A 25479-nucleotide genomic window follows, 5' to 3' on the forward strand; every position below is an offset into this window, starting at 1 on the left:
GAATCGCTCCTCTTTATGATTACAACATAAACAATGCTAAAAATAAGATCGCGAGAATCATGCCTGGTGCAGTGCGTTTGACCATTTCAACCGGACTAACCATCGCTAAACCTGCACAGACAATTGTCACGCCAGCAATTGGAGAGGCTGTACGTCCAATTGCCCCCGCAATCGCGGCAGCCATACCTAAATTAACGTGGGTATAACCTAATTCGACTGCATGAGGCGTCACCGCGGTATTGAACGCAATCGCGGCAGCATCTCCCGATCCGGTCACAATGCCCATTAAGAATGGTCCAATGGTTGCTCCCCAACGCACAAATTCATTTGAATGTTTCAGGAATTCAATCGCGCTATCAATGGCTCCTGTTGATTTTAAACCCGCAACAAAGACGCTTGCCGCAATGATGATACCTAACACATTCGCATAAGAATTACCCATTCCATTAAAGAACTCATTTGTAATTTTGACCGGTGAAATGCGTGTCATCACAACAGCATATAATGAACCAATTAACATCGCTTGTGGTACACCCATTTTCGTCCATTCTAAACCCGGCATTTTTTGTAAAGATGTTCCACCAATAACTAAAATCACTAAAGGTACTAATGGTGCTAATGCATAAAAAATATTCACTTTCATATTTTCTGCATTTTGCTCACTCTCTTTATTTTCAAGTAAATACGCTTGACGGTGTTCTTCCCCATAATCTTTAAACACAATCGCTAAAATCGTTAACATCACGGCCCCGATCGCCCCTGCAATCATCGTATAAGGCGCATGAGATAAGTTAACTTGTGTCACCGTTAAACCTGACATTTCACTTAACATGGCTGAATGCGACGATCCCGGACTCATCATCGATCCAAACGTTCCCGCAAGAATTGCTGCTCCAGCTGTTGCTGGACGAACACCGGAACTTTTTAATACTGGAATGAGCGTCGCCCCCACGGCTGCCGCACAACCTGCTGCAGAAGGAATCGCAATGTTAATAAAGAAGGTAATGATTGTGGCGATAGGAATTAAGAAAAACTTCAAGCCACTTAATGGTTTTGTTAATAAATGGACTAAATGCGTATCGCATTGCGTATATTTCATCACATAAGCAAAGCCCATACTCGAACAAATTGCCATAATTAGCCCTGCCGATGTCATGCTTTTCGCAAATGCATCGAGTGCCCCCATTGGGTTAAGTGTTGCAATCGCCATGAACAACCCTACACCAATTAATACTGTGCGTGTTTCATATTTCTTTATTAATAAATAGACAGCAACAATAATGCCAGTAAGCGCAATAATTGCTTTCAATGCCACCATAATCAGCTCCTCAATGTCTTAAATGTTAACTACTGACCAAAACAAGATATTTTTTAATAATCTTGACACTTTACTATCAAAAAAATCTTGCACTCAGTATGCGTGGTTCAGCTTAATTTAGGAATTTAAAAATCATATTTTATTGATAGGGATCACGAAATAAAATGAGAAAAGAATCTTAAGCAAAGGAAAATGAACGCAAAGAGCGTAGAATGAAGGAGCTAAGCAAGGTTTAGTACTGATCACAACAGCCCATAGCAAGACATTAAGGCGATACCGCTGGATAATAAAATTTTATAAAAATAAACCGCACTTTTATGTGTAAGTAAGAAAAAAGGCTTGGATAACCAAGCCTTTCTTTTGGGAATTAATCGCCCAAACGCTCTTTGATACGAGCAGATTTACCTGAACGCTCACGTAAGTAGTAAAGTTTCGCTTGACGTACCGCACCTTTACGTTTCACTGTAATGCTATCAACGATTGGTGAATGTGTTTGGAAAACACGCTCAACACCGACACCGTTAGACACTTTACGTAATGTAAAGGCAGAGTGCAAGCCACGGTTACGAATTGCAATAACCACGCCTTCGAATGCTTGCAGACGACGTTTGCTCCCTTCTACTACCCATACTTTCACTTCTAACGTGTCACCAGGGCGGAAGCTCGGTAAGTTTTGTTTTAACTGTTCTTGTTCAAGTTGTTTAATGATGTTACTCATAATAATTAACCTTTCTAATCCTAGATTGAACTGATATTAACTGTGTTCTGCTTTAATTTGCTTCAACAGTTTACGTTGTTCGTCAGTCAGAGCTAGGCTTTCTAATAGCTCAGGGCGTCTTAACCATGTACGCTCAAGCGATTGTCTCAATCGCCATTTACGAATTTCTTCATGATTACCAGACATCAGCACAGGTGGTACAGCTAAACCATCTAACACTTCAGGACGCGTATAATGTGGACAATCAAGCAAGCCTTCAGCAAACGAATCTTTATCGGCTGAGGCTTGTTTACCAAGCACACCTGGGATAAATCGTGCTACTGCATCAATTAATGTCATAGCCGGCAATTCACCGCCAGTCAGTACATAATCACCGACTGACCATTCTTCATCCACTTCTGTTTCGATCAATCGCTCGTCAATGCCTTCGTAACGTCCACACAGTAAAATCAATTTCTGATGCTGTGCGAGTTCTTTTACGCCTGCTTGATCGAGTTTTCGTCCTTGTGGCGAAAGGTAAATAACTTTCGCCCCCTCTCCTACTTCAGCTTTTGCTGCTTGAATCGCATCCCGTAAAGGCTGCACCATCATCAGCATACCTGGACCACCGCCATAAGGGCGATCATCCACTGTTTTATGCTTATCGTGCGTAAAATCACGGGGATTCCAACAACGCACCTGTAAGAGATTCTGTTTGACAGCTCTACCTGTGACCCCAAATTCCGTAATGGCTTTGAACATTTCGGGGAACAAACTAATAATCCCAACTAACATAAGTGACCCTTATATCAAAATGCTACAGCCAAAGCTAAACGGCATACCTGAGGTTAGAAACCAGCGTCCCAATCCACGACAATTGTCTTCGTGTTGAGATCTACTCTTTTAACTACTTGTTCATACAAAAACGGAATTAACCGCTCTTGTTTTCCAAAAGCATCTTTGCTTTTTGCACGCACAACCAATACATCGTTAGATCCTGTTTCCATCATTTCGGTCACTGTGCCCATCGCATAGTTTTCAAGGTTAACCACATTACAGCCGATTAAATCATGCCAGTAATAATCCCCTTCTTCTAGCTCAGGGAAAACCGCCAAATCAACGCCAATTTCAATATTGGCTAAAGTTTGTGCGGTTTCTCGGTCGTCCACATGTTTCAATTTAACGATTAAATCGTTATTGTGGTAACGCCAACTCTCTAACGCTGTAGGCTGCCATTGCCCTTTAATTTTTAAAAACCAAGGTTGGTAATCAAAAATGCTTTCAGCATATTCTGTCGATGAATAAATACGTAACCAACCGCGAATGCCATAAGTTGAGCCTAATTTGCCAACTACTTCAATTCTTTGCTGTTCCATATTTACCACCTATCTCGTTTTACTACTGCTAATAAATTAGCGGAAATTACGCTGCTTTTTGCGCTTCTTTAACTAAAGCTGAAACGCGATCTGATAAAGATGCACCTTTCTCTACCCAAGCATTAACACGGTCTAAGTCTAAACGTAAACGTTCAGCATTGCCTGTTGCTAATGGGTTGAAAAAGCCTACGCGCTCAATAAAGCGACCGTCACGTGGTGAACGGCTATCTGCGACAACGATTTGATAGAATGGGCGTTTTTTAGCTCCGCCACGAGATAAACGAATGGTTACCATAACCTTCCTCTAAATGTTTGATTACAAAAAGAAAACCCTCAATTATCGAAGAAATCTTGAGAGTTAAACTTACTTTTTTCTCTGTATATATAGACAAAAAGCCTGTGGATCATACTCTTTTTTAAGAAAAAAGCAAGAAATAAGCGGTTTTCTCTCCAAGAGACCATCAACTGACAAAGGTAACATTTACAATTAAATTTTGTGCAGAAAAAGAGTAGAATATTGAAACATGTTCCCTTTAATTGAGAATAAAAAATGCAAAAATTGTTAGTCGTGCGCAACGATAAACTCGGCGATTTTATGTTAGCTTGGCCGGCATTTGCGATGCTTAAGCAATCGAATCCTAGCTTAAAACTGACCGCACTTGTACCGAACTATACCGCAGACCTTGCTCGTCTGTGTCCTTATTTAGATGACGTGATTATTGATGCGGGTAAGAAGGCAGATAAAGCCGACCAACTGAAAACCTTACAAGCCATTAAAGCTGTGAAATTTGATGCATCGATTAACTTTTTTTCAGATAAATACAATGCATTGTTAGTCTGGAAAGCAGGGATTCCTTTCCGTTTAGCGCCAGCCACCAAATTAATTCAATTTTTATACAATCATCGCGTCACGCAACGCCGTTCAAAATCGTTAAAACCTGAATTCGAATATAATTTGGATCTTGCTCGTGCATTTTTACAAAAAACGCACTGCCCAATCGTGGAACCAACACCGCCGTATTTAACCTTTGAGCAAAATGCCGTACAACATCAACGCGAAATGCTCAGTCAAACGCTTGGTCTAGCGTTAGAAAAAAAATGGATTTTTGTTCATAGTGGATCAGGCGGTTCAGCGACGAATTTATCGTTAGATCAATATGCACAACTCATTTTGGGTTTATTAAGTCAATTTGATTGCCAAATCGTGCTGACAGCAGGTCCTAATGAAAGTGAAAAAGCGCATGAACTCGCCTCATGCGTCAATCATAACAATGTGGTAGTGTATGATAAAAATGCGGGACTGGTAGATTTTGCTCACTCGTTAGCTTGCGCCGATCTGTTTATTGCTGGTTCCACAGGACCATTACACTTGAGTGCGGCCTTAAATATCCCCACCATTGGATTTTATCCGAGTCGTCGTTCTGCAACTCCTTTACGTTGGCAACCAATTAATGATCCCACTAAACATCTCGCTTTTTCCCCACAAACACAGGATAGAGAGAAACAAATGGATCTGAGTCTCATTGATATTGATCAGGTATTAACACAAGCGATTCCCTTTGTGAAGACAATGTGGAAGCTTGAGCAAGCACAGTAATGTGGCTTGCACGACCCAACCAATTGACACTGCAAACAGTACGGTGCCAATTCCCAGTTTGCCTCCTAATAGAAACCCCAATACGCAAACACTGACCTCCATTGTCGTGCGGACCATGCCAACTTTCAGCCGGAAACGTTGGCATAATCCCACCATTAATCCATCTCTTGGTCCTGCACCTTGATGACAGGTCAAATAAAACGCCGAGCCAATACCGAATAATAAAATGCCTACAGTCAAATAAAAATAGCGACTCAAAAGTGCGGTCGGTTTGGGCATAAATTCTACGCTTAAGCCTAAAAAGAGGGCAATCACCAGAATATTTAATACGGTGCCTAACCCTACGCGCAATCTCAATGGAAACCAAAATAGCATCACCACACAACTGATAAGGAAAGATGCCCAACCGACACTAAAATCGCCTTGAATAGCAACACCTTGCGAAAGCACCGTCCAAGGTGCCGATCCTAAATCAGACAATAAAATCAGCCCTTCACCCAGTCCAAGCGTCGCCAGTGAAATAAAAAGCACCCCCAATGGTTTCATTTCTACTGCCCATAAGGAAGACGCACTCCACGCAGTTTGAGGTAAGACATTAAATTTTTTTTGCATAAAAAGAAAACAATTCCGTGTATAACATTGCCTATCATAATAAAAAAATACGTTTACCCCAACAATATCGGGCAATGGGCTATTTTCATCCAAATTGAGAGCCATATCACATTTTAGCTAAAATTTAATACAATTTGCTTATTTATGCTCCAATAAAACAAGATTTTTCGTCTAAAACACAGTAGAATCAACAACTATCATTTCATTCTAACTTAGTAAAGGACTTTACAATTATGGGTACATTAATCAGTATTCTTGGTATTGTTGTATTGTTAGGGATTGCTTTCTTATTATCCAACAATCGCAAAGCCATTAACTTCCGCACAGTATTAGGTGCACTGGCAATTCAAATTGGTATTGGAGCATTAATTCTCTATGTACCCGCAGGACGCGATGCACTTGATTGGTTAGCGGGTGGTATTCAAAAAATCATTAACTATGGTAACGAAGGTATCAGCTTCTTATTCGGTGGTCTAGTCAGCGATAAAATGTTTGAAGTCTTTGGCGGTGGCGGTTTCGTCTTCGCAGTGCGTGTTTTACCGACTATCGTTTTCTTCTCTGCCTTAATTTCATTGCTTTATTACATCGGTGTGATGCAATGGATCATCAAAATCATCGGGGGCGGTTTACAAAAACTATTAGGTACTTCAAAAGCAGAGTCTATGTCTGCTGCGGCTAACATTTTCGTAGGTCAAACTGAAGCGCCTTTAATCGTCAAACCTTATATTAGCAAAATGACCGAATCTGAGCTTTTCGCCATCATGTGTGGTGGGTTAGCGTCAATTGCTGGTTCTGTCATGGCAGCATATGCGGGATTAGGTGTACCACTTCCTTATTTAATCGCGGCATCTTTCATGGCAGCGCCTGCGGGTTTACTCTTCGCTAAAATTCTTTACCCACAAACAGAAAAATTCAGTGATAATTTAGAACAAGTGGATGCGGAGAAACCGGCTAACATTCTTGATGCAGCTGCTGGTGGTGCTCTATCTGGTATGCAATTAGCCTTAAACGTCGGTGCGATGTTAGTCGCGTTCGTAGGCTTAATCGCATTATTAAACGGTATCTTAGGCGGTATTGGTGGGCTATTTAATATGCCTGAATTAACGCTCGGTATGCTGTTAGGTTGGATCTTCAAACCGCTTGCTTGGTTAGTGGGTGTGGAATGGTCAGAAGCCGAAATCGCTGGACGAATGATCGGTACAAAATTAGCGATTAACGAATTTGTGGCTTATTTAGATTTTGCAGCCTATTTAGGTGGTGAAGCCCCTGCTGTATTAAGTGAAAAAACCAAAGCGATTATTACTTTCGCACTCTGTGGTTTTGCTAACTTCAGCTCGATTGCAATTCTTATCGGTGGTTTAGGTGGAATGGCACCAAATCGTCGTGGTGATATCGCTCGCTTAGGTATCAAAGCCGTTATCGCGGGTTCATTATCTAACTTAATGAGTGCGACTATTGCCGGCTTATTTATTGGTTTAGGTGGTGTCGCGTTATAATGAAGCGTACAGCATCATGTCTTTAACTACGTTTGCTCAACACCACGACTTGTTCGTGGTGTTGTCGTCTAGGGTACAAGTAAACGTTTGCGTTTCACTTCATCATTTTAAGAGCAAAAGTGAAACACAACAGATAAATTTCAGATATAAGGTATAATGTCTTGTATCATCATTTCCCTTCACTATTAACAAAGAGGAATTCACTATGACTCCACATATTAACGCACCTGCCGGTGCATTTGCCGATGTTGTTTTAATGCCGGGTGACCCATTACGTGCCAAATACATCGCAGAAACCTTCTTACAAGATGTGAAAGAAATCACGAATGTCCGTAATATGCTTGGGTTCACGGGAACCTATAAAGGCCGCAAAATTTCTGTTATGGGACATGGTATGGGGATCCCATCTTGTTCGATTTACACAAAAGAATTGATTACGGAATATGGCGTGAAGAAAATTATCCGTGTTGGTTCTTGCGGTGCTGTCCGTATGGATGTCAAATTACGTGATGTGGTGATTGGATTTGGTGCCTGTACCGATTCCAAAGTTAACCGTATCCGTTTTAAAAACCATGACTTTGCTGCGATCGCGGACTTTGACATGACAATGGCGGCAGTGCAAGCGGCAAAAGCAAAAGGCTTAAATGTCCATGTTGGTAACTTATTCTCTGCAGACTTATTCTATACACCAGATGTGGAAATGTTTGATGTAATGGAAAAATATGGCATCTTAGGTGTTGAAATGGAAGCTGCGGGAATTTATGGTGTGGCCGCAGAATTTGGTGCCAAAGCCTTAACAATCTGTACTGTGTCTGATCACATTCGTACACACGAACAAACAACACCAGAAGAACGCCAATTAACATTTAATGATATGATTGAAATCGCATTAGAATCCGTTCTAATTGGCGATAAGGCGTAATTCTACGTATTAGACACATAAGAAAGTGCGGTCAGAATTTTCATTATTCTCACCGCACTTTTTCAATTCTTTAAATTAGTATTCCCATTTTTCTGGATCGATACCCAATTCGCGCATCACTTGCTTTGCTTGCTCAGGAATTTCGTCATGGCGCTCTTTCAATAAGTCTTCATCCGTTGGCAACGGTTGACCGGTAAAGGCATGCAAAAAGGCTTCACAGAGCAATTCACTGTTCGTTGCATGACGTAAATTACGAATTTGTCTGCGTGTCCGTTCATTGGTTAAAATTTCCAATACTTTAATCGGAATCGATACTGTAATTTTTTTGACTTGCTCACTCTTCTTGCCATGCTCTGCGTAAGGGCTAATATATTTACCGTCCCAATTTGCCATTTTTTGATCCTGTTAATAAATAGACATAATAATTATGGGGCATTTTAATGAAAAATAAGCACAATGACAATCTAGACGTTAAGATTGCTAGATATCCGTCACAATTTTTATAAATAGGGAAAAGAAAAGGCATCACCACAGTGATGCCCTTTCAAATAAACAGAGGAATTAAAAACTTTTGACGAGCTGTTGCAAATACGCTTTGAATTGCTGACCTAATTTATCATGCTGCAATCCATACTCCACAAACGCTTGCATATAACCAATTTTATCACCACAATCGAAAGATTTTCCTGTCATATGGAACGCTTCAACGACTTCTTTTTCAATTAACATATCAATCGCATCGGTTAATTGAATTTCATCGCCGACACCAATCGGAGTTTTTTCCAACAAGTCCCAAATTGCCGCTGAGAAAACGTAACGTCCAACCACCGCTAAATTAGAAGGGGCTTTGTCTAAACTCGGTTTCTCAACAATGCTATGAATTTTTGTACTTTCGCCACCTTTTAAATCAGCTCCGCCACAATCTACGATACCGTAGCTACTGACCTCTTTTTCAGCAACAGGCGCAACCATAATCTGGCTCGTTTGTGTTTCCTCAAAACGTTTGACCATTGCAGCCAGATTCTCACGTTTTTGATCCGCTGAAAAATCAGCCAATAGTACATCCGGTAGAATCACAGCAAATGGCTCATTTCCAACTAATGGTCTGCCACATAAAACGGCATGTCCTAAGCCTTTCGCATTACCTTGACGGACATGCATAATTGTCACATTTTTTGGACAAATCGAGCGAACCTCATCTAAAAGTTGACGTTTAACACGTTTTTCTAGCATTGTCTCCAATTCAAATGAGGTATCAAAATGGTTTTCAATGGCATTTTTTGAAGAATGTGTCACCAAGACAATTTCCTTCATACCAGCAGCCACGCATTCATTCACAACATATTGAATTAACGGCTTATCCACCAGCGTTAACATTTCTTTAGGAATCGCCTTTGTCGCGGGTAACATTCGTGTCCCTAAACCTGCGACGGGGATAATTGCTTTCATTTTTTTTCCTTCTTTAGTCTAGCCAACAAATACATTTTCTATTCTTTAGAAAAATGCGCTCAAGACTACTCTGTCTTTCATCGGTTTTGAATTATATCAATTCACATAGAACAACAACATAGAATAATCAGTTTAAACGGTAATCCAAAATGGGCTATTTAATTATTGTCAATAGCTCTTGCCAATAATCGAATACCTATAGGGTATTACTTTCCGCTAACGGCTCACCTAAATACGAATAACAACGAATCATCTCTAACATATTAACGAAACACTCACTCACCCACATGAGGTGCTTCTAATGCTTGTTTAATATGTTGATAAATTTCCTCTCTATGTACAGAAACGTCTTTAGGGGCTTTGATTCCAATTTTTACCTGATTTCCACGTATATTTAGAATCGTGATAGAAATATCATCACCGATAAGTAAGCTTTCGCCAACTTTACGGGTTAAGATTAGCATATGAACTCCTCACCTTTTTATCGTTTATGCAGAACGTCCCTATTCCCCTACAACATCCCTATCTCAAATTTGAAACTATTCACTCCACGCTATTGCACTCCAGACAATCGCGTGACGCCATGAATATGTGATATTACAAGTTTTCTTTTAACCACGTTGTGGCAAAAGATAAGGCATGATCAACATTCTCAATTTGTGTACCGCCAGCCATTGCCATGTCTGGACGACCACCACCTTTACCACCAACTTGTTGTGCTAACAGATTGACTAACTCACCCGCTTTCACTTTGCTCGTTAAATCACTTGTTACACCCACAATTAAATTGACTTTTTCCTCTACAACAGAGGCAAATACAATAACCGCAGAACTCAGCTGATTTTTTAAATCATCTACAACAACACGTAATGATTTTGTATCAACGCCATCAAGTTTTTGCACAATGACAGAAACATCATTGATTTTCACCGCACTTCTCGCCAAATCGGAACCCGCTTGCATCGCGCTTTTTTCCTTTAAGACTTGCAATTCTTTCTCGGCTTTTTTCGCTTTATCTTGTAGCTGTTGGATTTTTTCGACAATTGAATTCACATCAGATTTCAATAAATCGGCACTTTGCGCTAAAAGTGCTTGTTGGTGATGCAACCAAGACATCGCATTTTCACCGGTAATGGCTTCAATACGACGGATACCAGCAGCAATCGCCGTTTCCGTTGTAATTTTGCACAAACCAATATCACCGGTACGCTTCGCATGAATTCCCCCACACAACTCAATAGAGAAATCGCCCATCGTTAGCACACGAACTTGATCCGCATATTTTTCACCAAATAATGCCATTGCACCTTTGGCTTTCGCTGCCTCTAATTCCATTAACTCAGTCTGGATAAGATGGTTAGCGCGAATTTGTTGATTAACAAGGCATTCAATTTCAACTAATTGTGCCTTCGTAATCGCTTCATGGTGAGCAAAGTCAAAACGTAATGCCACGTCTGACACCAAAGACCCTTTCTGCACTACATGCTCGCCTAGCACTTGACGGAGTGCCGCATGTAATAAGTGCGTTGCTGAATGGTTCAATGAGGTATTATGACGACGTTTTACGTCCACTACTGCATTAACGGATTTCCCCACAGTTAAACTGCCACTCACCAACTCACCAATATGCCCAAACACTTGACCATATTTTTGTGTGTCTTTAACCTCAAATGAGAAACCTTGCCCATTTAAATACCCACTGTCACCGATTTGACCGCCTGACTCTGCATAAAATGGTGTATTTTCTAAAATCACCACCGCACTTTGACCGGCTTCAATACGTTCAACTGGTTTGCCATCGGCAAAAAGTGCGGTCACTTTTGCAAGTGATTCTGATGCCGTATAGCCCTCGAAAGTCGTGCAACCTTCAACACGAATTATATTATTGTAATCCATGCCGAATTGGCTCGCCGACTGAGCACGTAAACGTTGTGCTTCCATTTCACGATCAAAACCTACTTCATCGATCGTAATATTGCGTTCGCGGCAAACATCTGCCGTCAAATCCAATGGGAAACCATAAGTATCATAAAGTTTAAACGCCACTTCGCCTGACAATTCGCCGTTTTTCACGTTGGCTAATGCCTCATCTAATAGGGCTAACCCTCGCTCCAAGGTTCGCGCGAATTGTTCTTCTTCTAAACGTAACAATTTTTCAACGGTCGCTTGCTTTTCTTTTACGCCGATGCCGGCTTCCGCCATAACGTCAATAAGGGTTGGCACTAACTTATAGAAAAAGGCTTCTTTTGCCCCTAATAAGTTACCATGACGTACTGCGCGACGGATGATGCGACGTAAGACATAACCACGCCCTTCATTAGACGGAATCACACCATCTGCAATTAAATAAGCACATGAACGAATATGATCCGCAATCACACGCAAAGATTTATTGCTAAGATCTTTCTCACCGGTTAATTCCGCGACTTTCGCAATTAATTTTTGGAAAATATCGATTTCATAGTTGGAGTTAACATGCTGTAGTACCGCGCTGATACGCTCCAGCCCCATACCCGTATCAACTGACGGTTTTGGTAATGGCTCCATTGTTCCATCTGCGTGACGATTAAATTGCATGAAAACAATATTCCAGATCTCGATATAGCGATCACCGTCTTCTTCAGGTGATCCCGGCGGTCCACCCCAAATATGCTCACCATGATCATAGAAAATTTCAGTACAAGGACCACAAGGTCCTGTATCACCCATCGCCCAAAAATTATCAGATGCGTAAGGTGCACCTTTATTATCGCCAATACGGATAATACGCTCTGCTGGTACACCAACTTCTTTGTTCCAAATATCATAGGCTTCATCATCGGTTTCATACACGGTGACCCACAATTTTTCTGCCGGTAATCCTAACCATCTTGGTGACGTTAAATACTCCCAACCAAAATGGATGGCATCTTTTTTGAAATAATCGCCAAAACTGAAATTACCTAACATTTCAAAAAAAGTATGGTGACGCGCGGTGTAGCCGACATTTTCTAAGTCATTATGTTTTCCCCCAGCACGAACACAGCGCTGTGCCGTCGTTGCTCGGGAATAGGGACGTTTATCCATACCTAAAAAAACGTCTTTAAATTGGTTCATCCCTGCATTGGTAAATAATAAAGTTGGGTCATTCTCAGGTACTAAAGCACTACTTGCGACAATTTGGTGCCCTTTAGTATGGAAAAAATCAAGAAAAGATTGTCTAATTTCTGCTGTTGTTTTCATTTATATAAGCCTTGCTTTCCTATTTTTTGGTCACTCATAATACGATTAAAAGTTAGTCTACTTATTCTTGCATATTTTTGATATTTATAAAAAAGCTTTTTCGATTCACTGTGAAGATTTTCGCGCCTCTCACCTAAAGCCTACAAAAAAACCAACCGCACTTCAATGGGATAATCAAAGTGCGGTTCAAGCTTTACAAACCTTTTACAAAAGTTTAACTATCAATAAAAGGACGACGCTTATTCATCACGCAATGGCACGACTAACATATCAACGGCAATGTTATTCATCACTTGACGAGTCGATGACATTAGTTTACTCCAAAAGTCTTGATGATGACCAGTCACAAGCAAATCAACATCGTATTTTTCGATTGCATCGGCTAATACTTGACCTAAATCACCACTACCACTTAATTTTTCTGCTACTGGATAGCTTGAATTTTCGGCTAATTGCACCAAAGATTGTTGTGTTTCTGTGGAAATACGATCTTGCATTGACGCCATATTCACATCAATTAACCCTGTATAAAGATCAGAGAAGTTTACATCAACGTGAATAATTGACAACTTCGCTTCATTCCGTCTCGCTACGCCAGCTGCTTTTTCCAACAAAAATTGGCTTTCATCAGAAAGATCTACCGCTACTAATACGTGTTTATACATAATAAACTCCTTATCCGATCAGGGGGTTGATAACACTTTCGATTTATCATAGCACCACTCCATAAAAAAAAATATGCCTTAGATCACGTTTTAAAAAACTTTTCAATACACAAACACATTTCCATGGCGCAAAAGAAAATTATGCTATGATAAACCTCATTATTTTTTCTGTAGGAATCATCAACATGGCTTATGCAATCGACGATTTTATTCATCTCATCGCCCAGTTACGCAATCCAAATGGAGGATGCCCGTGGGATCTTAAACAAACGTATCACAGCATGATTCCCTGTCTAACGGAAGAAACCTACGAAGTGATTGAAGCCATCCAACAACAAAATATGCACGATCTGAAAGAAGAATTGGGTGATCTGTTATTACAAGTTATTTTCTTCAGCCAATTAGCAACCGAAGATCAACATTTCACCTTTAACGATGTCATCGCGACTGTCGCTGAAAAGATTATCCGTCGACACCCTCATGTTTTTGGTGAGAAGATCGCAAATAACGAACAAGAAGCGTTACAAAACTGGAACGCCATCAAAGCACAAGAACATAAAGAAAAAGGGCAACATTCTATTTTAGATAATGTACCACATGCTTTCCCTGCCCTGATGCGCGCGGAAAAACTGCAAAAACGCTGTGCTAAAGTCGGGTTCGACTGGGATGATAGCCAGCAAGTTATTGACAAAATCAAAGAAGAATTAACAGAAGTTCAACAAGAAATGGCAAAAGCTGACAAACAACAAGCCAAAATTGAAGAAGAAGTGGGTGATTTATTGTTTGCGGTGGTCAATCTGTGTCGCCATTTAAACTGCCAACCAGAAGAAAGTTTACGCAAAGCTAACCATAAATTTGAGCAACGTTTCCGCGCCGTTGAAAACAAACTCAAAGCTCATCATAAAACCCTTGAACAAAGTTCGTTAATGGAAATGGACTTATTATGGGATGAAGTCAAACGAGAAGAAAAAAATAAGGTGCTCTAAGCACCTTATTTTTAGACTATTTTTTCGCTTAATGAGAGGAAATACGTTTCATATCTGTCATATAACCACGTAATTCTTGCCCGATCAATTCAATTGGATGATTGCGAATCGCGTCATTCACATCACGTAGCGTAATATTATCAATCTCAACCGTAGGCGTAGGTTCACCTAAATCCCCTTTTTGTAAGGTCGGCATAATCTCTTTTGCCAAAATTGGCGTCGCCACATTAGCAAATAAGTAGTTACCATATTCTGCCGTATCAGAAATCACCACGTTCATTTCATATAAACGCTTACGCGCAATCGTATTAGCGATTAGTGGTAATTCATGCAATGACTCATAATAAGCTGACTCTTCATAAATCCCGCTCGCGACCATGGTATCAAAGGCTAACTCTACGCCCGCTTTCACCATTGCCACCATCAATACACCGTGATCAAAATACTCTTGCTCGCTGATTTTACCTTCATATTTTGGTGCATTTTCAAATGCCGTTTTGCCGGTTTCTTCACGCCATTTTAAAAGATTTGCATCACCGTTTGCCCAATCCGCCATCATCGTGGCAGAAAATTCGCCACTGATAATATCGTCCATGTGTTTTTCAAATAAGAACGTTAATTTCGCTTTGATTTGCTCTGAAAGTTCGAAAGCACGTAACTTCGCAGAATTGGATAAACGATCCATCATCAACGTAATCCCACCTTGTTTCAGCGCTTCAGTAATGGTTTCCCAACCGTACTGGATTAATTTACCGGCATACGCAGGATCTTTGCCGTCCGCCACAAGCTTGTCATAACAAACGATAGAACCCGCTTGTAACATACCACACAGAATGGTCTGTTCACCCATTAAATCCGATTTCACTTCTGCAACAAAAGACGACTCAAGCACGCCCGCACGATGACCACCCGTTGCTGCCGCCCAGGCTTTAGCAATTTCTAAACCATCACCATTTGGATCATTTTCTGGATGCACCGCGATCAAGGTCGGTACACCAAAGCCACGTTTATATTCTTCACGTACTTCCGTGCCCGGACATTTTGGTGCCACCATCACCACTGTAATATCTTTACGGATTTGTTCACCTACTTCCACGATATTTAAACCATGTGAATAACCGAGTGCGGCACCTTGTTTCATTAACGGCATGACATCTGCCACCACTTTCGAGTGCTGTTTGTCAGGGGTTAAATTCACCACTAAATCTGCACTTGGAATTAATTCATCATACGTCCCCACTTTAAAGCCATTTTCCGTCGCACGTTGGAAAGACGCGCGTTTTTCTGCAATGGCTTCTGCACGTAAGGCATAGCTAATATCTAGCCCCGAATCACGCATGTTCAAGCCCTGATTCAAGCCTTGTGCCCCGCAACCGACGATGACAATTTTTTTGCCTTTTAGGTAATCTGCTTCATTCGCAAATTCATTGCGATCCATAAAGCGACAACGCCCTAATTGATCTAATTGTTGGCGTAAATTTAATGTATTGAAATAGTTAGCCATGCTTGTGTCCTTAACATTGATGTTGTGTATTCATATGAGATTGTGTTTGCACATTATTTGTACTTTGTTCTGATTATAACGATTTTTATCATTGCGTAAATTGATATTATTGAAATTTTATGTTGCAATAAATGCAATATATATTTTGGATATTGTCATAAAGCGCTATAAATTTTTGAAAAATCGACCGCACTTTTTATTGAGTAAAACGCAAAGCTGAATGTGTCCACCACCCAAATAGGAAATCCCATTTTGAACTTCACTGATCTCAAACTCTTTCTCCACTTATGTGAAACGAAAAACTTCGCCAAAACGGCGGCACAAAATCACATGTCGCCCTCTACTCTCTCACGCCAAATTCAGCGTATGGAACAAGACGTAGGACAAATACTGTTTTTGCGTAACAATCGCCAAGTTGAATTAACCGATGCAGGTGAAAAATTGCTACCTTTTGCACAACAAAGCTGGATGCAATGGCAACAGTTCAAACAGCAACTGCGTGATGGTGCTCAGCAAGAACTCAACGGGGAATTAAAATTATTTTGCTCGGTCACCGCTGCTTATAGCCACTTACCAGCGATTTTGGAACGTTTTCGTACACGTTATCCGAAAGTAGAAATCCAGCTCACCACAGGTGACCCTTCGCTTGCCTTACAACTGGTAGAAACACAACAAGTGGACCTTGCACTAGCAGGGCAACCCAAAAATTTACCCAACCACATTGCATTTCACTATATTGACGATATCAGCCTGTCTCTAATTGCACCACGTATTGCCTGTTCTGCTACACAATTATTGCAGCAAACCCCAATCAATTGGCAACAAATCCCCTTTATTTTGCCGGTAGAAGGACCTGCGCGCCAACGCATTGACCAATGGTTTAAACAACAAAAAATCAAACACCCTAAAATCTATGCCACAGTCGCTGGACATGAGGCGATCATGCCAATGGTCGCACTCGGTTGTGGGGTCGCGATGTTACCCGATGTCGTCATTAAAAACAGCCCGATGAATAGCCAAGTTTCTATTTTGCATCTCAAAACCCCAATCACGCCCTTTGCTCTCGGAATTTGTGTGCAGAAAAAAAGCTTAACGCAACCATTAGTGCGAGCATTTTGGCAAATACTCCAATGATTAATTAAAAAAGGTGGTCAACAGAATGCGACCACCTTTACTGTACAAGATAACCTCACTTAGAACATCAATTTCACACCTAAACGTGCATTTCTACCAGGTAAAGGCGCAAGGAAACGTAAAGGTGAGTTATTCAATCTTGCTTCCCTATTCGTGAGATTTTGGATATTCAAAGATATCTCTAATGTTGCTCGAGTAAGCGGATAAACATAAGATAAACCTAAATCCACTAACGTAAATTTTTTTGCTGGTAATTCATCATCGACTTCTTTGGTCACTCGTTTTTGCTTAACGTAATGTGTCACAGAAGTAAATCCTCTCCAACGTTGCCACTGTACTGTCAAATCTCCCCCAATCCTAGACGTTGGAAGATGTGGTAAATAACCAATTCTTTTCGCATCAATATGATCTGGCGCTAATGTCAATTTGTGATGAACATAATCAGCAAAAAGATGCCATGTCAAATCACCAAAATGGGAAGTTTGATGTTGATAAGTTAAATCTAACTCTACACCATTCATTCGCAAAGGAGCTTGACGCCATTCTTTCACTGCCAAACCGGCGCGCGAAATCCCGGTATAGCCTAAATAATGAAAATTATCAAAATTACGTTGGAACCACGTTAATTCAGCATTAAACTGCTCAAGGTTAACACCTGTGGAGAGTTCCCAATTATCACTCTGCTCTTTTTTAAGGCGGCCATCACCATTTTCTTCAATGAGTAAAGCATAATGATTATTATCTGCATATAATTCATTAACTTCTGGTGCCCGTTCTTGCCAGCTACGCTGTAGTTTCAAATACCATGTATCGACGGGTTGAAATAAAAGACCTAAATGTGTATTTTGCACAAAGAAAGTTCTATTCTTTGAATAAGCACCACCTTTACCACGAGAAGAAATATGATTGGTCGTATCTACGACATATTTCACTTTGTCCCAACGTTGACCAAGCTCAACAACAAAAGGAGAGACATCTATTTTCTCAAGAATAAACAGCGATTTCGTATCCATATTAACATTTGGTAAATAACTATCTTTACCACTTGAAAATATTTTCTGTCTATTCCATTCAACACCAATGGTTCCTAATACGTGATGATTAAACAGTGGTTGATGCTCAAAAGAGGAGCGATAATAGTCATTGTATGTATGAAATGCATTAGATAAATGTGATCCTAGCCATTCTTTATCCCGACTTTTTTGGAAACCTAATTGAATTTCAACTTTTGAAATAGGCGTAAATAATGTATTTAATTGACTTTTTAAATTCAATCTATTGGTTTCATTCGTCACAGAAACGGGTAAATAACTTTTACGTTGTGATGCTGCTCGACTAGCCAAATAAGAAAATCCCGGCACGCCATAACGAGTATTAAAATGAGAAAAAGATGCTCCAGTATAGCCTTTATCATGAAGATAGCTAGCTCCAACAGTCAGCTGTTTTGTACTTGAATGCGCATTTGGAATACGACCATTTGGATAAGGTACATATTCTTCAAGAGGACCAAATTTTTCTGCATAATAAGGACTCCCCTCTACATATTCTGGGTTCAGTGGATTTTTACCTCCCGCTGACATATTGGTATATTGATCCCCTTCAGATAAGCCGTAGTCAGGATTTTTATAATGATCTAAATAGAACTGACTGATATATTTAAAATATTTCGGATTAATTGAAGAGAGTTTCTCAATATTTACCTGACATTGACTACGCAGTTTTGTATTGGTTTTCAAATATTCATAGTCATAACAAATCCCGTCTTTGCTACGTCCTGGAATCTTACGAGAAGAAATCTCACTTAAAGAAGCATCAAGATACCAAGCAAAATTTACTTGGTTGTTACCTTGTAATTGAACTTGGTAAGTATTGGGGGCATTCAATCCCGCTCGCCATTCAACTTCGCCACGAAATGCTTTTTCTGCTATGTGTTGAGGGATCGCATCATCAGTCAAATTTACTGCCCCACCAAGACTTTTCCCTCCATACAATACAGAAGCAACGCCACTTTTGATAATTTGAATTTCTTTTACTGAAGCCAGATTAGCTGATATGGCAAGATTACTCGAAACAGCGGCCATATCATGGATTGGCATATCATTTTGCATAATTTGGACACGTTGACCAGATAGTCCACGAATCATTGGACGCCCAGCATTCGGACCAAAATAATTATTTTGCACACCAGAAACGTTAGTTAATATTTCTCCGAGCGTTCCAGATTTAACATTATCTAATTTCTCCTTAGAAATGCGCACTTGAGAAGCTAATGCCGTTAAACTTGCTTTACCATTAACAACCGATTCTACAACATGAATTTCATCTAATTGTGTGTCTGCGAATACAACTTCTGAAATTAACAACAATAAACCCAAATGGTTAGGCTTACATAACATCATTACCACCTTACTTATTTTTCAATGAAAAAAAAAGATTCTATCTCAAAAAACGACATAAGAACAAAGAAATAATGAATTTCTTTTAAAAATAAGATAGGCTTTGACATTCATCTAACAACATTGCGATATTATTGGAGAAATAAAATGATAAAAGGCATCTTGCTTTCGTTATCAGCCTCAGTGCTGTTTGGTTATCTTTATTATTTCTCAACCCTTTTACAGCCACTTGGTGGGGAAGATATCTTCGGTTTTCGGATTATTTTTACGCTACCTTTTGTTATTGCAGCTGTCTTTCTCTTCAAACAAAAACAGGCTGTGGGTCAATATTTTGTGCGCATTAAACAACAACCCTTATTGATCTTTGGTTTCTTGTTTAACTCTGCCATGATGGGCATTCAAATTTGGCTATTTTTATGGGCGCCGAATAATGGCAGTGCATTAAGCGTGTCGTTTGGTTATTTGTTACTCCCTTTAACGATGGTACTTGTCGGGCGTCTGGTCTTTAAAGAACACATTTCTAGAGTGAAATTTCTTGCTGTAGTCATCGCTGCCATTGGCGTCTTTTCTAATATTCTGCTAAAAGGGGGACTTTCTTGGGAAGCGCTGTTAGTGAGCTTCGGTTACAGCACCTATTTCGCCACAAGAAAAATATTGAAAATTAACGATTTAGCCGGCTTTTGTTTGGAAATGTCATTATTATTGCCAGTATGTATTTACTTCGCATGGCAAGTGGATCTTCAGGCGGTACAACAAGCCAATGAAAATATTTTGCTGTTATTGGTGTTATTAGGCTTAATTAGTGGCGTAGCGTTGAATACCTATATCGTGGCAAGTAGCCTATTACCGATCAATGTCCTCGGCTTACTCGGCTATGCCGAGCCGATTATGATGTTGTTTGTGTCTTTTCTGATTGGCGAACAACTTGACAGCGAAACCATTCCCCTCTTTATTTGCTTAATGATCTCGATGCTTTTATTTATGAGTGAAGGCTTGGTGAGATTAAAGCGGCGTTATAAATAACATGATCTGCACCTAAAACTAGGTGCAGAAAAATACGCAAAACACTGATTAGCGACAGAGATGGGTCTTCCATTCTGATAACGTGGCATCTACATCTGCTTGGCTAAACAACGCACTACCCGAGACGACCCAATCAATCCCCAAAGGAAATAATTGGCTTGCCAGTGCTAAATTCATTGAGCCATCAACAGAAATCAATTTTTGATCGCGATGCTCCCCTAACATATTACTTATTCGCGTAATACGTTTAATGACGGCATCTGTTTCCGCTTTTACACCCGTTCTCGGATCAAGGGTCAGAATCTGAATTAAATCGATTTGCGTTAAATAAGGGGTTAACAAATCAATCTCTGTATCAGGACAAAGTGTCAGTCCGATAAGTAAATCGGCATAATGTTCCCGTAGATAACCTATCGTTTCAGCCAGACAGTCTGTCTGTTCCACTTGCAATGTAATGATATCCGCCCCCGCATCAGCACAGGCTTTAGCTACATGAAAAGGATCGTTTACCATTAAATGTACATCTTTAAGCCAAGGGGACGGGAATTGTTTCACCGCAAGCGCACCCACAGTAAAGAAAGGCGAAAATTGCCCATCTCCAATATCAAAGTGCAACAAACGCAAATGATGTCGCGATAAAGTCGTGAGTGTATCGGCGAATTTCAACCAATCAGAAGCCAAAATGCCCACGCTTATCGGTTGTGTTTTTAATTGTTGAATTAGCTGTTTTTTATCCACATTCATTCGTTAAGTTCTCAGGCATGACCCAATCAAACAGTTTTTTACTTCTCGCCCCCGTCATCAAAGGTTCTAATTCTGCGACACAACGATGGTAATGTGCCGTTTGACGATGCGCCTCTAAGGCTTGTTCATTGACGTACACTTCATAAGCATAAAAACGTGTTTTGATTTCAGGATCGCGTAATACATCAAAACGCAAGTTACCCGGTTCTTGTCTTGTACCAATATGGTTGCGTGCAAAAACCTCTAGGAATTCTTGTTCTTTACCTTCTTTAATATTGATTTCCACTAACATTGCAAACATAGTCGACTCCCTAACATAAAGAAAAACATCATGAAAAGAGCGGTTGGTTTTCACCGAATTTCAACCGCTCTTTGATAGGCTTATTCACGCGTTATTTTTCATCAAGGTAAAGTTGATAAGCTTTTTCTGCTGTTTCACCGCCATGTACCACAGCATGAACCGCTTTCAACATCGCAATCGGTGCTTCAGATTGGAAAATATTACGTCCCATATCCACACCTAATGCGCCCTGATCAATGGCTTGATAACACATTTCAAGTGCCTCGCGTTCTGGTAGTTTTTTACCACCTGCAATCACAATTGGCACTGGGCAACCCGCTGTAATACGCTCAAAACCTTTATCCACATAATAGGTTTTAATGATATGCGCCCCCATTTCGGCAGCAATTCGCGTCGCCAATGAGAAATAACGTTGATCACGCGCCATATCCTTACCCACGCCTGTTACTGCCATGGTTGGCATACCATAACGCGTACCTTGATCCACTAATTGAATAATGTTTTTAATGGATTGATGCTCGTGCTCAGAACCAATATACACCTGTGCCGCCATTGCTGACACATTCAGACGTAATGCATCTTCAACGGAGACAGCGACCGCTTCATTCGATAACTCTGTCAAGATCGAGTTTGCACCAGAGGCTCTTAACACAACTGGTTTACGGGTTTCTGGTGGCACAACACTACGCAAAATACCACGTGTACACATTAACACATCGGTGTACTCAAACAGCGGTGCAATATGTAAATCAATACGCTCTAATCCGGTCGTCGGACCTTGGAAATAACCATGATCAAATGCCAACATGATAGTTTTACCGGTCTTCGGATTAAAGATATCGGCTAAACGTGATTGCATGCCCCAATCCAGTGCGCCCGATCCCTTCAAATAAAACGCCTTATGTTGTTGCGGGCGATCTAATCCAAAATCTTTACCGTCTTTAATATCATCTAAATCTGCCATTGACTTCTCCTCAACTAGAAATTGTAATTATCGATATTTTCTTTCGTAAACACGACGCGCTCTGGTAATAAGATAATGCCATTACCTTTCGCCTCATATTCATAACCTTGTACTTTATTTGGTGACACTTCGACCGTACCAATACCTTGTACATCCACTTTATCACCGACATTCAATGCTTTGCCTTTTAATAACTCATTCGCCACTGCAATGGAAATTTTGCCTTGTTGGACCACATCCCATAAACCAAATTGTTTCACTGTGCCACGTTGCACGTAAGGGCGCATCACATTTGGTGTACTAAAGCCTACAATCACCACATTGTTCACTTTCAAATTTTCCGCTGCTTGCGCGGCGGCTGGCAATGCATTAGCATCTGGCGCGATAATTGCATCTAAATCTGGATAGGCTTTTAAAATACCTTCTGCTGTTTGTAAGGATTTAATCGCATCGTTATAACCAAATTGGGTCGTCACGATTTCCCATTCTGGATGATCTTTAGCGATCTTCGCTTTCGCTTCTTTTACCCATTGGTTTTGGTCAGTTACTGTTGGGCTAGAATAGAAGAAGGCAACTTTGGCTTTTGGTTTGCTCATTTGACTTGATGCCATGTCAACTAACATAGAACCTAACTGTTCTGGCGTACCTTGGTTAATATAGTGACTACGACATTCAGGTTTCGTATCGGAGTCCCAAGTTAATACTTTCACACCACGTTTCATCGCACGTTGTAAGGTAGAACACAACCCATCTGGTGATACCGCAGAAACAACAATGGCGTTATAACCTTGGTTCACAAAGTTATTGATTAATTGTACTTGGTTAGACACACTCGGTTCTGTTGGACCATCGTAAGTCACATCTACCCCTAATGTTTTGCCCATTTCTGTTGCACCTTGTCCACCACTGGTAAAAAATCCTACCCCGACGAGCTTTGGAATAAAGGCAATACGATCGGCGGCTTGCGCTGTCCCTAAAGCAGATAATCCAACAGCAATGGCAAGTGCGGTAGCTTTTAATTGATTTTTCATAGTTAATTCTCCTTCTTCGGATAGAAACATTAATGAGTTGACTCGCTTTTCGTTTTTCGATGAATCCATTGCACAATGGCACCGTAGTGCAAACTAATAGATTTTCCGATTAAAACAATAATGAGTAACGCACCTGATAATGCACTGGATATTTCATTTGAAACACCGACCATTTGTAGTCCTTGTTGCAAATACCCAATCAGAAGTGCGGCAATTGCTGTGCCAATGATAGAACCTGAACCACCATAAATATTCGCACCGCCCAGTACAACCGCCGTCAAGACGGGCATTAAGAGAGAACTGCCAAGATCAGAACGCGCAGAGCCAAAATAGGACACTAACAAAATCCCCACAAACGCTGCCACGACACCGATCGCTGAATAAATAATATACAATGTGCCTGTGATCGGCACGGCACTATAACGCGAAGTCCGTTCACTCTGCCCAATTAAGAAAATACTGCGTCCAATAATGGTTTTATGCATCAATAGCCAAAAGACCAGCGTCATCAATAAAAAGTAGATAATCGGGGTCGGAATACCAAATAGGGTTTGGTTGGCAAATTCTAATAAGCTTTCAGGAAAACCTCCGATGCCTTCATAACCAGTGGCACCTGCAAAACCAGACAATAATAATGCCCCGCCCCCAAATAAATACATGGTTCCTAATGTAATCACTAACGGGTTGACTTTGGTATAAAGAATCAGACTTGCATTCACTACCCCACATAAAATACCTACTAAGAAAGTTAATGGAATCGCCAAGCTGAGTGGGACATCCGATTTAAACAATACCCCCAAAAAGATCGCACATAACCCGACTGTTGAACCAAACGAAATATCCATCCCCCCTGACACAATAATCATGGTCAGCGGTAAAGCAAGCATACCGATATAAATAAAATCACTGGTACTATAGAGCAGCACATTGAGATCCAACATGCGCGGATTAAACATACCAAAGCCTAAAATTTCAATAATCACTAAGCAAAATAGGGCGATTTCCCAACTGTATTTTTTCATGTTAAACATCCTTTGCTTCCCCTTATTTCACCGCATCTTGATCGTCTTTTAAGAAACGGGCATAACGCTGAAGTTTAATATTATTGTTAATCATCACGCGAATACGTCCATCAAACACCAAGACCGCTAAGAGCACTAAACCTGCTACAAAGTTATTCCAATAAGCAGGCACTTTTAACAACACCAAAATAGAGTCAATTTGGATCAGGAAATAGGCACCTAAAACAGCACCAATAATGTTCCCCGCCCCACCAAGTAAGCTAATCCCACCTAATACACAAGCGGCAATCGCTTTCATTTCTAATCCATTCCCCGTTGAGTTAGGCACAAAGCCGATTTGTGAGGCAAACACAATACCGGCTAATGCCGCCATCGTACCGTTAATCGCAAATGCAGCGATGCGGACTTGATTCACGCGCACTCCCAGTTGTAATGCCCCTTGCAAATTGTCACCCACCGCGTAAAAATCACGCCCTGCTTTCATTTTGGTTAAAAAGAAATACGTTAAGCCAATCAAGCCTAAAAGTAGCCAACCGATCGGCGAAATGTGCAAAAATGCTGGCGCAGACAAGGTTTTTAAATCCTGTGGTAAGCCCTCAATCCATTTACCACCTGTAATTAGCAACATAATACCTTTATACAAGCCAAGTGTTCCTAAGGTCGCCACAATGGCAGGGATACGTAGTAGTGTGACTAAAATGCCATTAAATAAACCAGCCAACAGCCCACAACATAAAGTAATCACAAAAGCGCTCGCACCAAATCCGGCATTAAGTAAACTACCGGCAATGACGGCACATAAGCCCATCGTTGAACCCACCGACACATCAATATTGCGCGTCAAAATGACAAACGTGGCACCAATCGCCAGCAAAATCACAATTTGTGCCGAGTTAAAAATCATTGCCAACGTTTGTAAATGAAAGCCGCTGCCTCCAAGACTGAGTAAGGTAAACAGCAACCCGATCGCAAAGACAATGGTTAATTCACGGTTATCTTGTATAAATTTCCACATACCTT

25 protein-coding genes are annotated in these 25479 nt (G+C 40.6%); 6 read left to right on the forward strand and 19 right to left on the reverse strand.

All coding sequences use genetic code 11. The features are described 5' to 3' along the window. Positions 1–19 precede the first annotated feature (19 nt). The 5 genes from dcuC to rpsP all read right to left on the reverse strand — a co-directional run bounded on the left by dcuC (position 20) and on the right by rpsP (position 3686). A complete protein-coding gene (gene dcuC, locus KPF51_RS08810; RefSeq protein ID WP_005723851.1) occupies positions 20–1318 on the reverse strand; it encodes a C4-dicarboxylate transporter DcuC in 1299 nt (432 codons plus the stop codon). Between the two features lie 367 nt (positions 1319–1685). Beyond that, positions 1686–2036: a 50S ribosomal protein L19 gene (gene rplS, locus KPF51_RS08815; protein ID WP_005717782.1), complete on the reverse strand. Its 351-nt coding sequence runs from the start codon at positions 2034–2036 to the stop codon at positions 1686–1688. A 36-nt stretch (positions 2037–2072) separates the two neighbouring features. Then, the gene (gene trmD / locus KPF51_RS08820) at positions 2073–2810 is read right to left on the reverse strand and encodes a tRNA (guanosine(37)-N1)-methyltransferase TrmD (RefSeq protein WP_064661055.1); all 738 of its coding nucleotides are present in this window, start codon (positions 2808–2810) and stop codon (positions 2073–2075) included. Positions 2811–2863: 53 nt separating this feature from the next. Beyond that, on the reverse strand, positions 2864–3391 hold the full coding sequence (rimM, locus tag KPF51_RS08825; RefSeq protein ID WP_061406371.1) for a ribosome maturation factor RimM: 528 nt from the start codon (positions 3389–3391) through the stop codon (positions 2864–2866). Between the two features lie 46 nt (positions 3392–3437). Further along, entirely contained in the window at positions 3438–3686 is a 249-nt protein-coding gene (gene rpsP / locus KPF51_RS08830; protein WP_005717779.1) for a 30S ribosomal protein S16, read from the reverse strand. A gap of 255 nt (positions 3687–3941) precedes the next feature. On the opposite strand from rpsP, the gene KPF51_RS08835 reads away from it, so the two are divergent. Continuing rightward, positions 3942–4988, forward strand: a complete 1047-nt coding sequence (locus KPF51_RS08835; protein ID WP_061406370.1) for a glycosyltransferase family 9 protein — start codon at positions 3942–3944, stop codon at positions 4986–4988. Here KPF51_RS08835 and KPF51_RS08840 read toward each other — a convergent pair. Beyond that, positions 4932–5600, reverse strand: a complete 669-nt coding sequence (locus KPF51_RS08840; RefSeq protein ID WP_010907114.1) for a YitT family protein — start codon at positions 5598–5600, stop codon at positions 4932–4934. The two genes, KPF51_RS08835 and KPF51_RS08840, sit on opposite strands and share 57 nt — an antisense overlap. Positions 5601–5833: 233 nt before the next feature. Between KPF51_RS08840 and KPF51_RS08845 the strand changes: the two genes are divergently transcribed. Together KPF51_RS08845 and deoD are read left to right on the forward strand one after the other, a co-directional pair. Next, a complete protein-coding gene (locus tag KPF51_RS08845; RefSeq protein WP_010907113.1) occupies positions 5834–7096 on the forward strand; it encodes a NupC/NupG family nucleoside CNT transporter in 1263 nt (420 codons plus the stop codon). 205 nt (positions 7097–7301) lie between these two features. Next, positions 7302–8018, forward strand: coding sequence for a purine-nucleoside phosphorylase (gene deoD / locus KPF51_RS08850; RefSeq protein WP_005717770.1), 717 nt, complete (start codon positions 7302–7304; stop codon positions 8016–8018). 75 nt (positions 8019–8093) lie between these two features. On the opposite strand, the gene metJ is transcribed toward deoD, so the two are convergent. The 5 genes from metJ to uspA form a co-directional block, all read right to left on the reverse strand. Continuing rightward, on the reverse strand, positions 8094–8411 hold the full coding sequence (gene metJ, locus KPF51_RS08855) for a met regulon transcriptional regulator MetJ (protein WP_005723835.1): 318 nt from the start codon (positions 8409–8411) through the stop codon (positions 8094–8096). Positions 8412–8579: 168 nt separating this feature from the next. Next, a complete protein-coding gene (gene galU / locus KPF51_RS08860) occupies positions 8580–9467 on the reverse strand; it encodes a UTP--glucose-1-phosphate uridylyltransferase GalU (RefSeq protein WP_005723833.1) in 888 nt (295 codons plus the stop codon). A 275-nt stretch (positions 9468–9742) separates the two neighbouring features. Then, the gene (gene csrA / locus KPF51_RS08865; RefSeq protein WP_061406369.1) at positions 9743–9931 is read right to left on the reverse strand and encodes a carbon storage regulator CsrA; all 189 of its coding nucleotides are present in this window, start codon (positions 9929–9931) and stop codon (positions 9743–9745) included. Positions 9932–10064: 133 nt separating this feature from the next. Next, positions 10065–12689 carry an alanine--tRNA ligase gene (gene alaS, locus KPF51_RS08870; protein ID WP_211599561.1) on the reverse strand — a complete coding sequence of 875 codons (2625 nt, stop codon included), beginning with the start codon at positions 12687–12689 and terminating at the stop codon, positions 10065–10067. Between the two features lie 239 nt (positions 12690–12928). Beyond that, complete coding sequence (gene uspA, locus KPF51_RS08875; RefSeq protein ID WP_005717764.1) at positions 12929–13354, reverse strand: universal stress protein UspA; 426 nt, start codon at positions 13352–13354, stop codon at positions 12929–12931. Positions 13355–13539: 185 nt separating this feature from the next. On the opposite strand from uspA, the gene mazG reads away from it, so the two are divergent. Continuing rightward, positions 13540–14340: a nucleoside triphosphate pyrophosphohydrolase gene (gene mazG / locus KPF51_RS08880; protein WP_061406367.1), complete on the forward strand. Its 801-nt coding sequence runs from the start codon at positions 13540–13542 to the stop codon at positions 14338–14340. 28 nt (positions 14341–14368) lie between these two features. Here mazG and ilvC read toward each other — a convergent pair whose 3' ends face one another. After that, positions 14369–15844 (reverse strand): ketol-acid reductoisomerase, encoded by a 1476-nt coding sequence (gene ilvC, locus KPF51_RS08885; RefSeq protein ID WP_005757467.1) that lies wholly within the window; start codon positions 15842–15844, stop codon positions 14369–14371. 252 nt (positions 15845–16096) lie between these two features. Between ilvC and ilvY the strand changes: the two genes are divergently transcribed. Beyond that, positions 16097–16978, forward strand: coding sequence for an HTH-type transcriptional activator IlvY (ilvY, locus tag KPF51_RS08890; RefSeq protein WP_061406366.1), 882 nt, complete (start codon positions 16097–16099; stop codon positions 16976–16978). A gap of 59 nt (positions 16979–17037) precedes the next feature. On the opposite strand, the gene KPF51_RS08895 is transcribed toward ilvY, so the two are convergent. Then, positions 17038–19374, reverse strand: a complete 2337-nt coding sequence (locus KPF51_RS08895; RefSeq protein WP_061406365.1) for a TonB-dependent receptor — start codon at positions 19372–19374, stop codon at positions 17038–17040. A gap of 147 nt (positions 19375–19521) precedes the next feature. Between KPF51_RS08895 and rarD the strand changes: the two genes are divergently transcribed. After that, a complete protein-coding gene (gene rarD / locus KPF51_RS08900) occupies positions 19522–20397 on the forward strand; it encodes an EamA family transporter RarD (RefSeq protein ID WP_005723811.1) in 876 nt (291 codons plus the stop codon). A gap of 48 nt (positions 20398–20445) precedes the next feature. Here rarD and KPF51_RS08905 read toward each other — a convergent pair whose 3' ends face one another. The 6 genes from KPF51_RS08905 to lsrC form a co-directional block, all read right to left on the reverse strand. Next, positions 20446–21141, reverse strand: a complete 696-nt coding sequence (locus KPF51_RS08905) for a ribulose phosphate epimerase (protein ID WP_061406363.1) — start codon at positions 21139–21141, stop codon at positions 20446–20448. Next, on the reverse strand, positions 21128–21442 hold the full coding sequence (gene lsrG / locus KPF51_RS08910) for a (4S)-4-hydroxy-5-phosphonooxypentane-2,3-dione isomerase (RefSeq protein ID WP_005723808.1): 315 nt from the start codon (positions 21440–21442) through the stop codon (positions 21128–21130). Before lsrG ends, KPF51_RS08905 begins: the two co-directional genes overlap by 14 nt. A 91-nt stretch (positions 21443–21533) precedes the next feature. Further along, positions 21534–22406, reverse strand: coding sequence for a 3-hydroxy-5-phosphonooxypentane-2,4-dione thiolase (gene lsrF / locus KPF51_RS08915; protein ID WP_005723806.1), 873 nt, complete (start codon positions 22404–22406; stop codon positions 21534–21536). A gap of 14 nt (positions 22407–22420) precedes the next feature. After that, positions 22421–23437 carry an autoinducer 2 ABC transporter substrate-binding protein LsrB gene (gene lsrB / locus KPF51_RS08920; RefSeq protein ID WP_005723803.1) on the reverse strand — a complete coding sequence of 339 codons (1017 nt, stop codon included), beginning with the start codon at positions 23435–23437 and terminating at the stop codon, positions 22421–22423. 29 nt (positions 23438–23466) lie between these two features. Next, complete coding sequence (gene lsrD / locus KPF51_RS08925; protein WP_371743745.1) at positions 23467–24459, reverse strand: autoinducer 2 ABC transporter permease LsrD; 993 nt, start codon at positions 24457–24459, stop codon at positions 23467–23469. A gap of 22 nt (positions 24460–24481) precedes the next feature. Further along, complete coding sequence (gene lsrC, locus KPF51_RS08930; protein ID WP_005754805.1) at positions 24482–25474, reverse strand: autoinducer 2 ABC transporter permease LsrC; 993 nt, start codon at positions 25472–25474, stop codon at positions 24482–24484. Positions 25475–25479 lie beyond the last annotated feature (5 nt).

This window comes from Pasteurella sp. XG20, from assembly GCF_018968665.1.
GTDB lineage: Bacteria > Pseudomonadota > Gammaproteobacteria > Enterobacterales > Pasteurellaceae > Pasteurella > Pasteurella multocida.

Excerpts from the sequence above, each read along its gene's own strand:
- KPF51_RS08835 (WP_061406370.1), top strand. The coding sequence starts at position 3,942 with ATGCAAAAATTGTTAGTCGTGCGCAACGATAAACTCGGCGATTTTATG.
- rpsP (WP_005717779.1), bottom strand. The coding sequence starts at position 3,686 with ATGGTAACCATTCGTTTATCTCGTGGCGGAGCTAAAAAACGCCCATTC.
- KPF51_RS08845 (WP_010907113.1), top strand. The coding sequence starts at position 5,834 with ATGGGTACATTAATCAGTATTCTTGGTATTGTTGTATTGTTAGGGATT.
- uspA (WP_005717764.1), bottom strand. The coding sequence starts at position 13,354 with ATGTATAAACACGTATTAGTAGCGGTAGATCTTTCTGATGAAAGCCAA.
- dcuC (WP_005723851.1), bottom strand. The coding sequence starts at position 1,318 with ATGGTGGCATTGAAAGCAATTATTGCGCTTACTGGCATTATTGTTGCT.
- lsrF (WP_005723806.1), bottom strand. The coding sequence starts at position 22,406 with ATGGCAGATTTAGATGATATTAAAGACGGTAAAGATTTTGGATTAGAT.
- mazG (WP_061406367.1), top strand. The coding sequence starts at position 13,540 with ATGGCTTATGCAATCGACGATTTTATTCATCTCATCGCCCAGTTACGC.
- galU (WP_005723833.1), bottom strand. The coding sequence starts at position 9,467 with ATGAAAGCAATTATCCCCGTCGCAGGTTTAGGGACACGAATGTTACCC.
- lsrC (WP_005754805.1), bottom strand. The coding sequence starts at position 25,474 with ATGTGGAAATTTATACAAGATAACCGTGAATTAACCATTGTCTTTGCG.
- rarD (WP_005723811.1), top strand. The coding sequence starts at position 19,522 with ATGATAAAAGGCATCTTGCTTTCGTTATCAGCCTCAGTGCTGTTTGGT.
- KPF51_RS08895 (WP_061406365.1), bottom strand. The coding sequence starts at position 19,374 with ATGTTATGTAAGCCTAACCATTTGGGTTTATTGTTGTTAATTTCAGAA.
- KPF51_RS08905 (WP_061406363.1), bottom strand. The coding sequence starts at position 21,141 with ATGAATGTGGATAAAAAACAGCTAATTCAACAATTAAAAACACAACCG.
- metJ (WP_005723835.1), bottom strand. The coding sequence starts at position 8,411 with ATGGCAAATTGGGACGGTAAATATATTAGCCCTTACGCAGAGCATGGC.
- rplS (WP_005717782.1), bottom strand. The coding sequence starts at position 2,036 with ATGAGTAACATCATTAAACAACTTGAACAAGAACAGTTAAAACAAAAC.
- trmD (WP_064661055.1), bottom strand. The coding sequence starts at position 2,810 with ATGTTAGTTGGGATTATTAGTTTGTTCCCCGAAATGTTCAAAGCCATT.
- lsrB (WP_005723803.1), bottom strand. The coding sequence starts at position 23,437 with ATGAAAAATCAATTAAAAGCTACCGCACTTGCCATTGCTGTTGGATTA.
- alaS (WP_211599561.1), bottom strand. The coding sequence starts at position 12,689 with ATGAAAACAACAGCAGAAATTAGACAATCTTTTCTTGATTTTTTCCAT.
- rimM (WP_061406371.1), bottom strand. The coding sequence starts at position 3,391 with ATGGAACAGCAAAGAATTGAAGTAGTTGGCAAATTAGGCTCAACTTAT.
- ilvC (WP_005757467.1), bottom strand. The coding sequence starts at position 15,844 with ATGGCTAACTATTTCAATACATTAAATTTACGCCAACAATTAGATCAA.
- KPF51_RS08840 (WP_010907114.1), bottom strand. The coding sequence starts at position 5,600 with ATGCAAAAAAAATTTAATGTCTTACCTCAAACTGCGTGGAGTGCGTCT.
- csrA (WP_061406369.1), bottom strand. The coding sequence starts at position 9,931 with ATGCTAATCTTAACCCGTAAAGTTGGCGAAAGCTTACTTATCGGTGAT.
- lsrD (WP_371743745.1), bottom strand. The coding sequence starts at position 24,459 with ATGAAAAAATACAGTTGGGAAATCGCCCTATTTTGCTTAGTGATTATT.
- lsrG (WP_005723808.1), bottom strand. The coding sequence starts at position 21,442 with ATGTTTGCAATGTTAGTGGAAATCAATATTAAAGAAGGTAAAGAACAA.
- deoD (WP_005717770.1), top strand. The coding sequence starts at position 7,302 with ATGACTCCACATATTAACGCACCTGCCGGTGCATTTGCCGATGTTGTT.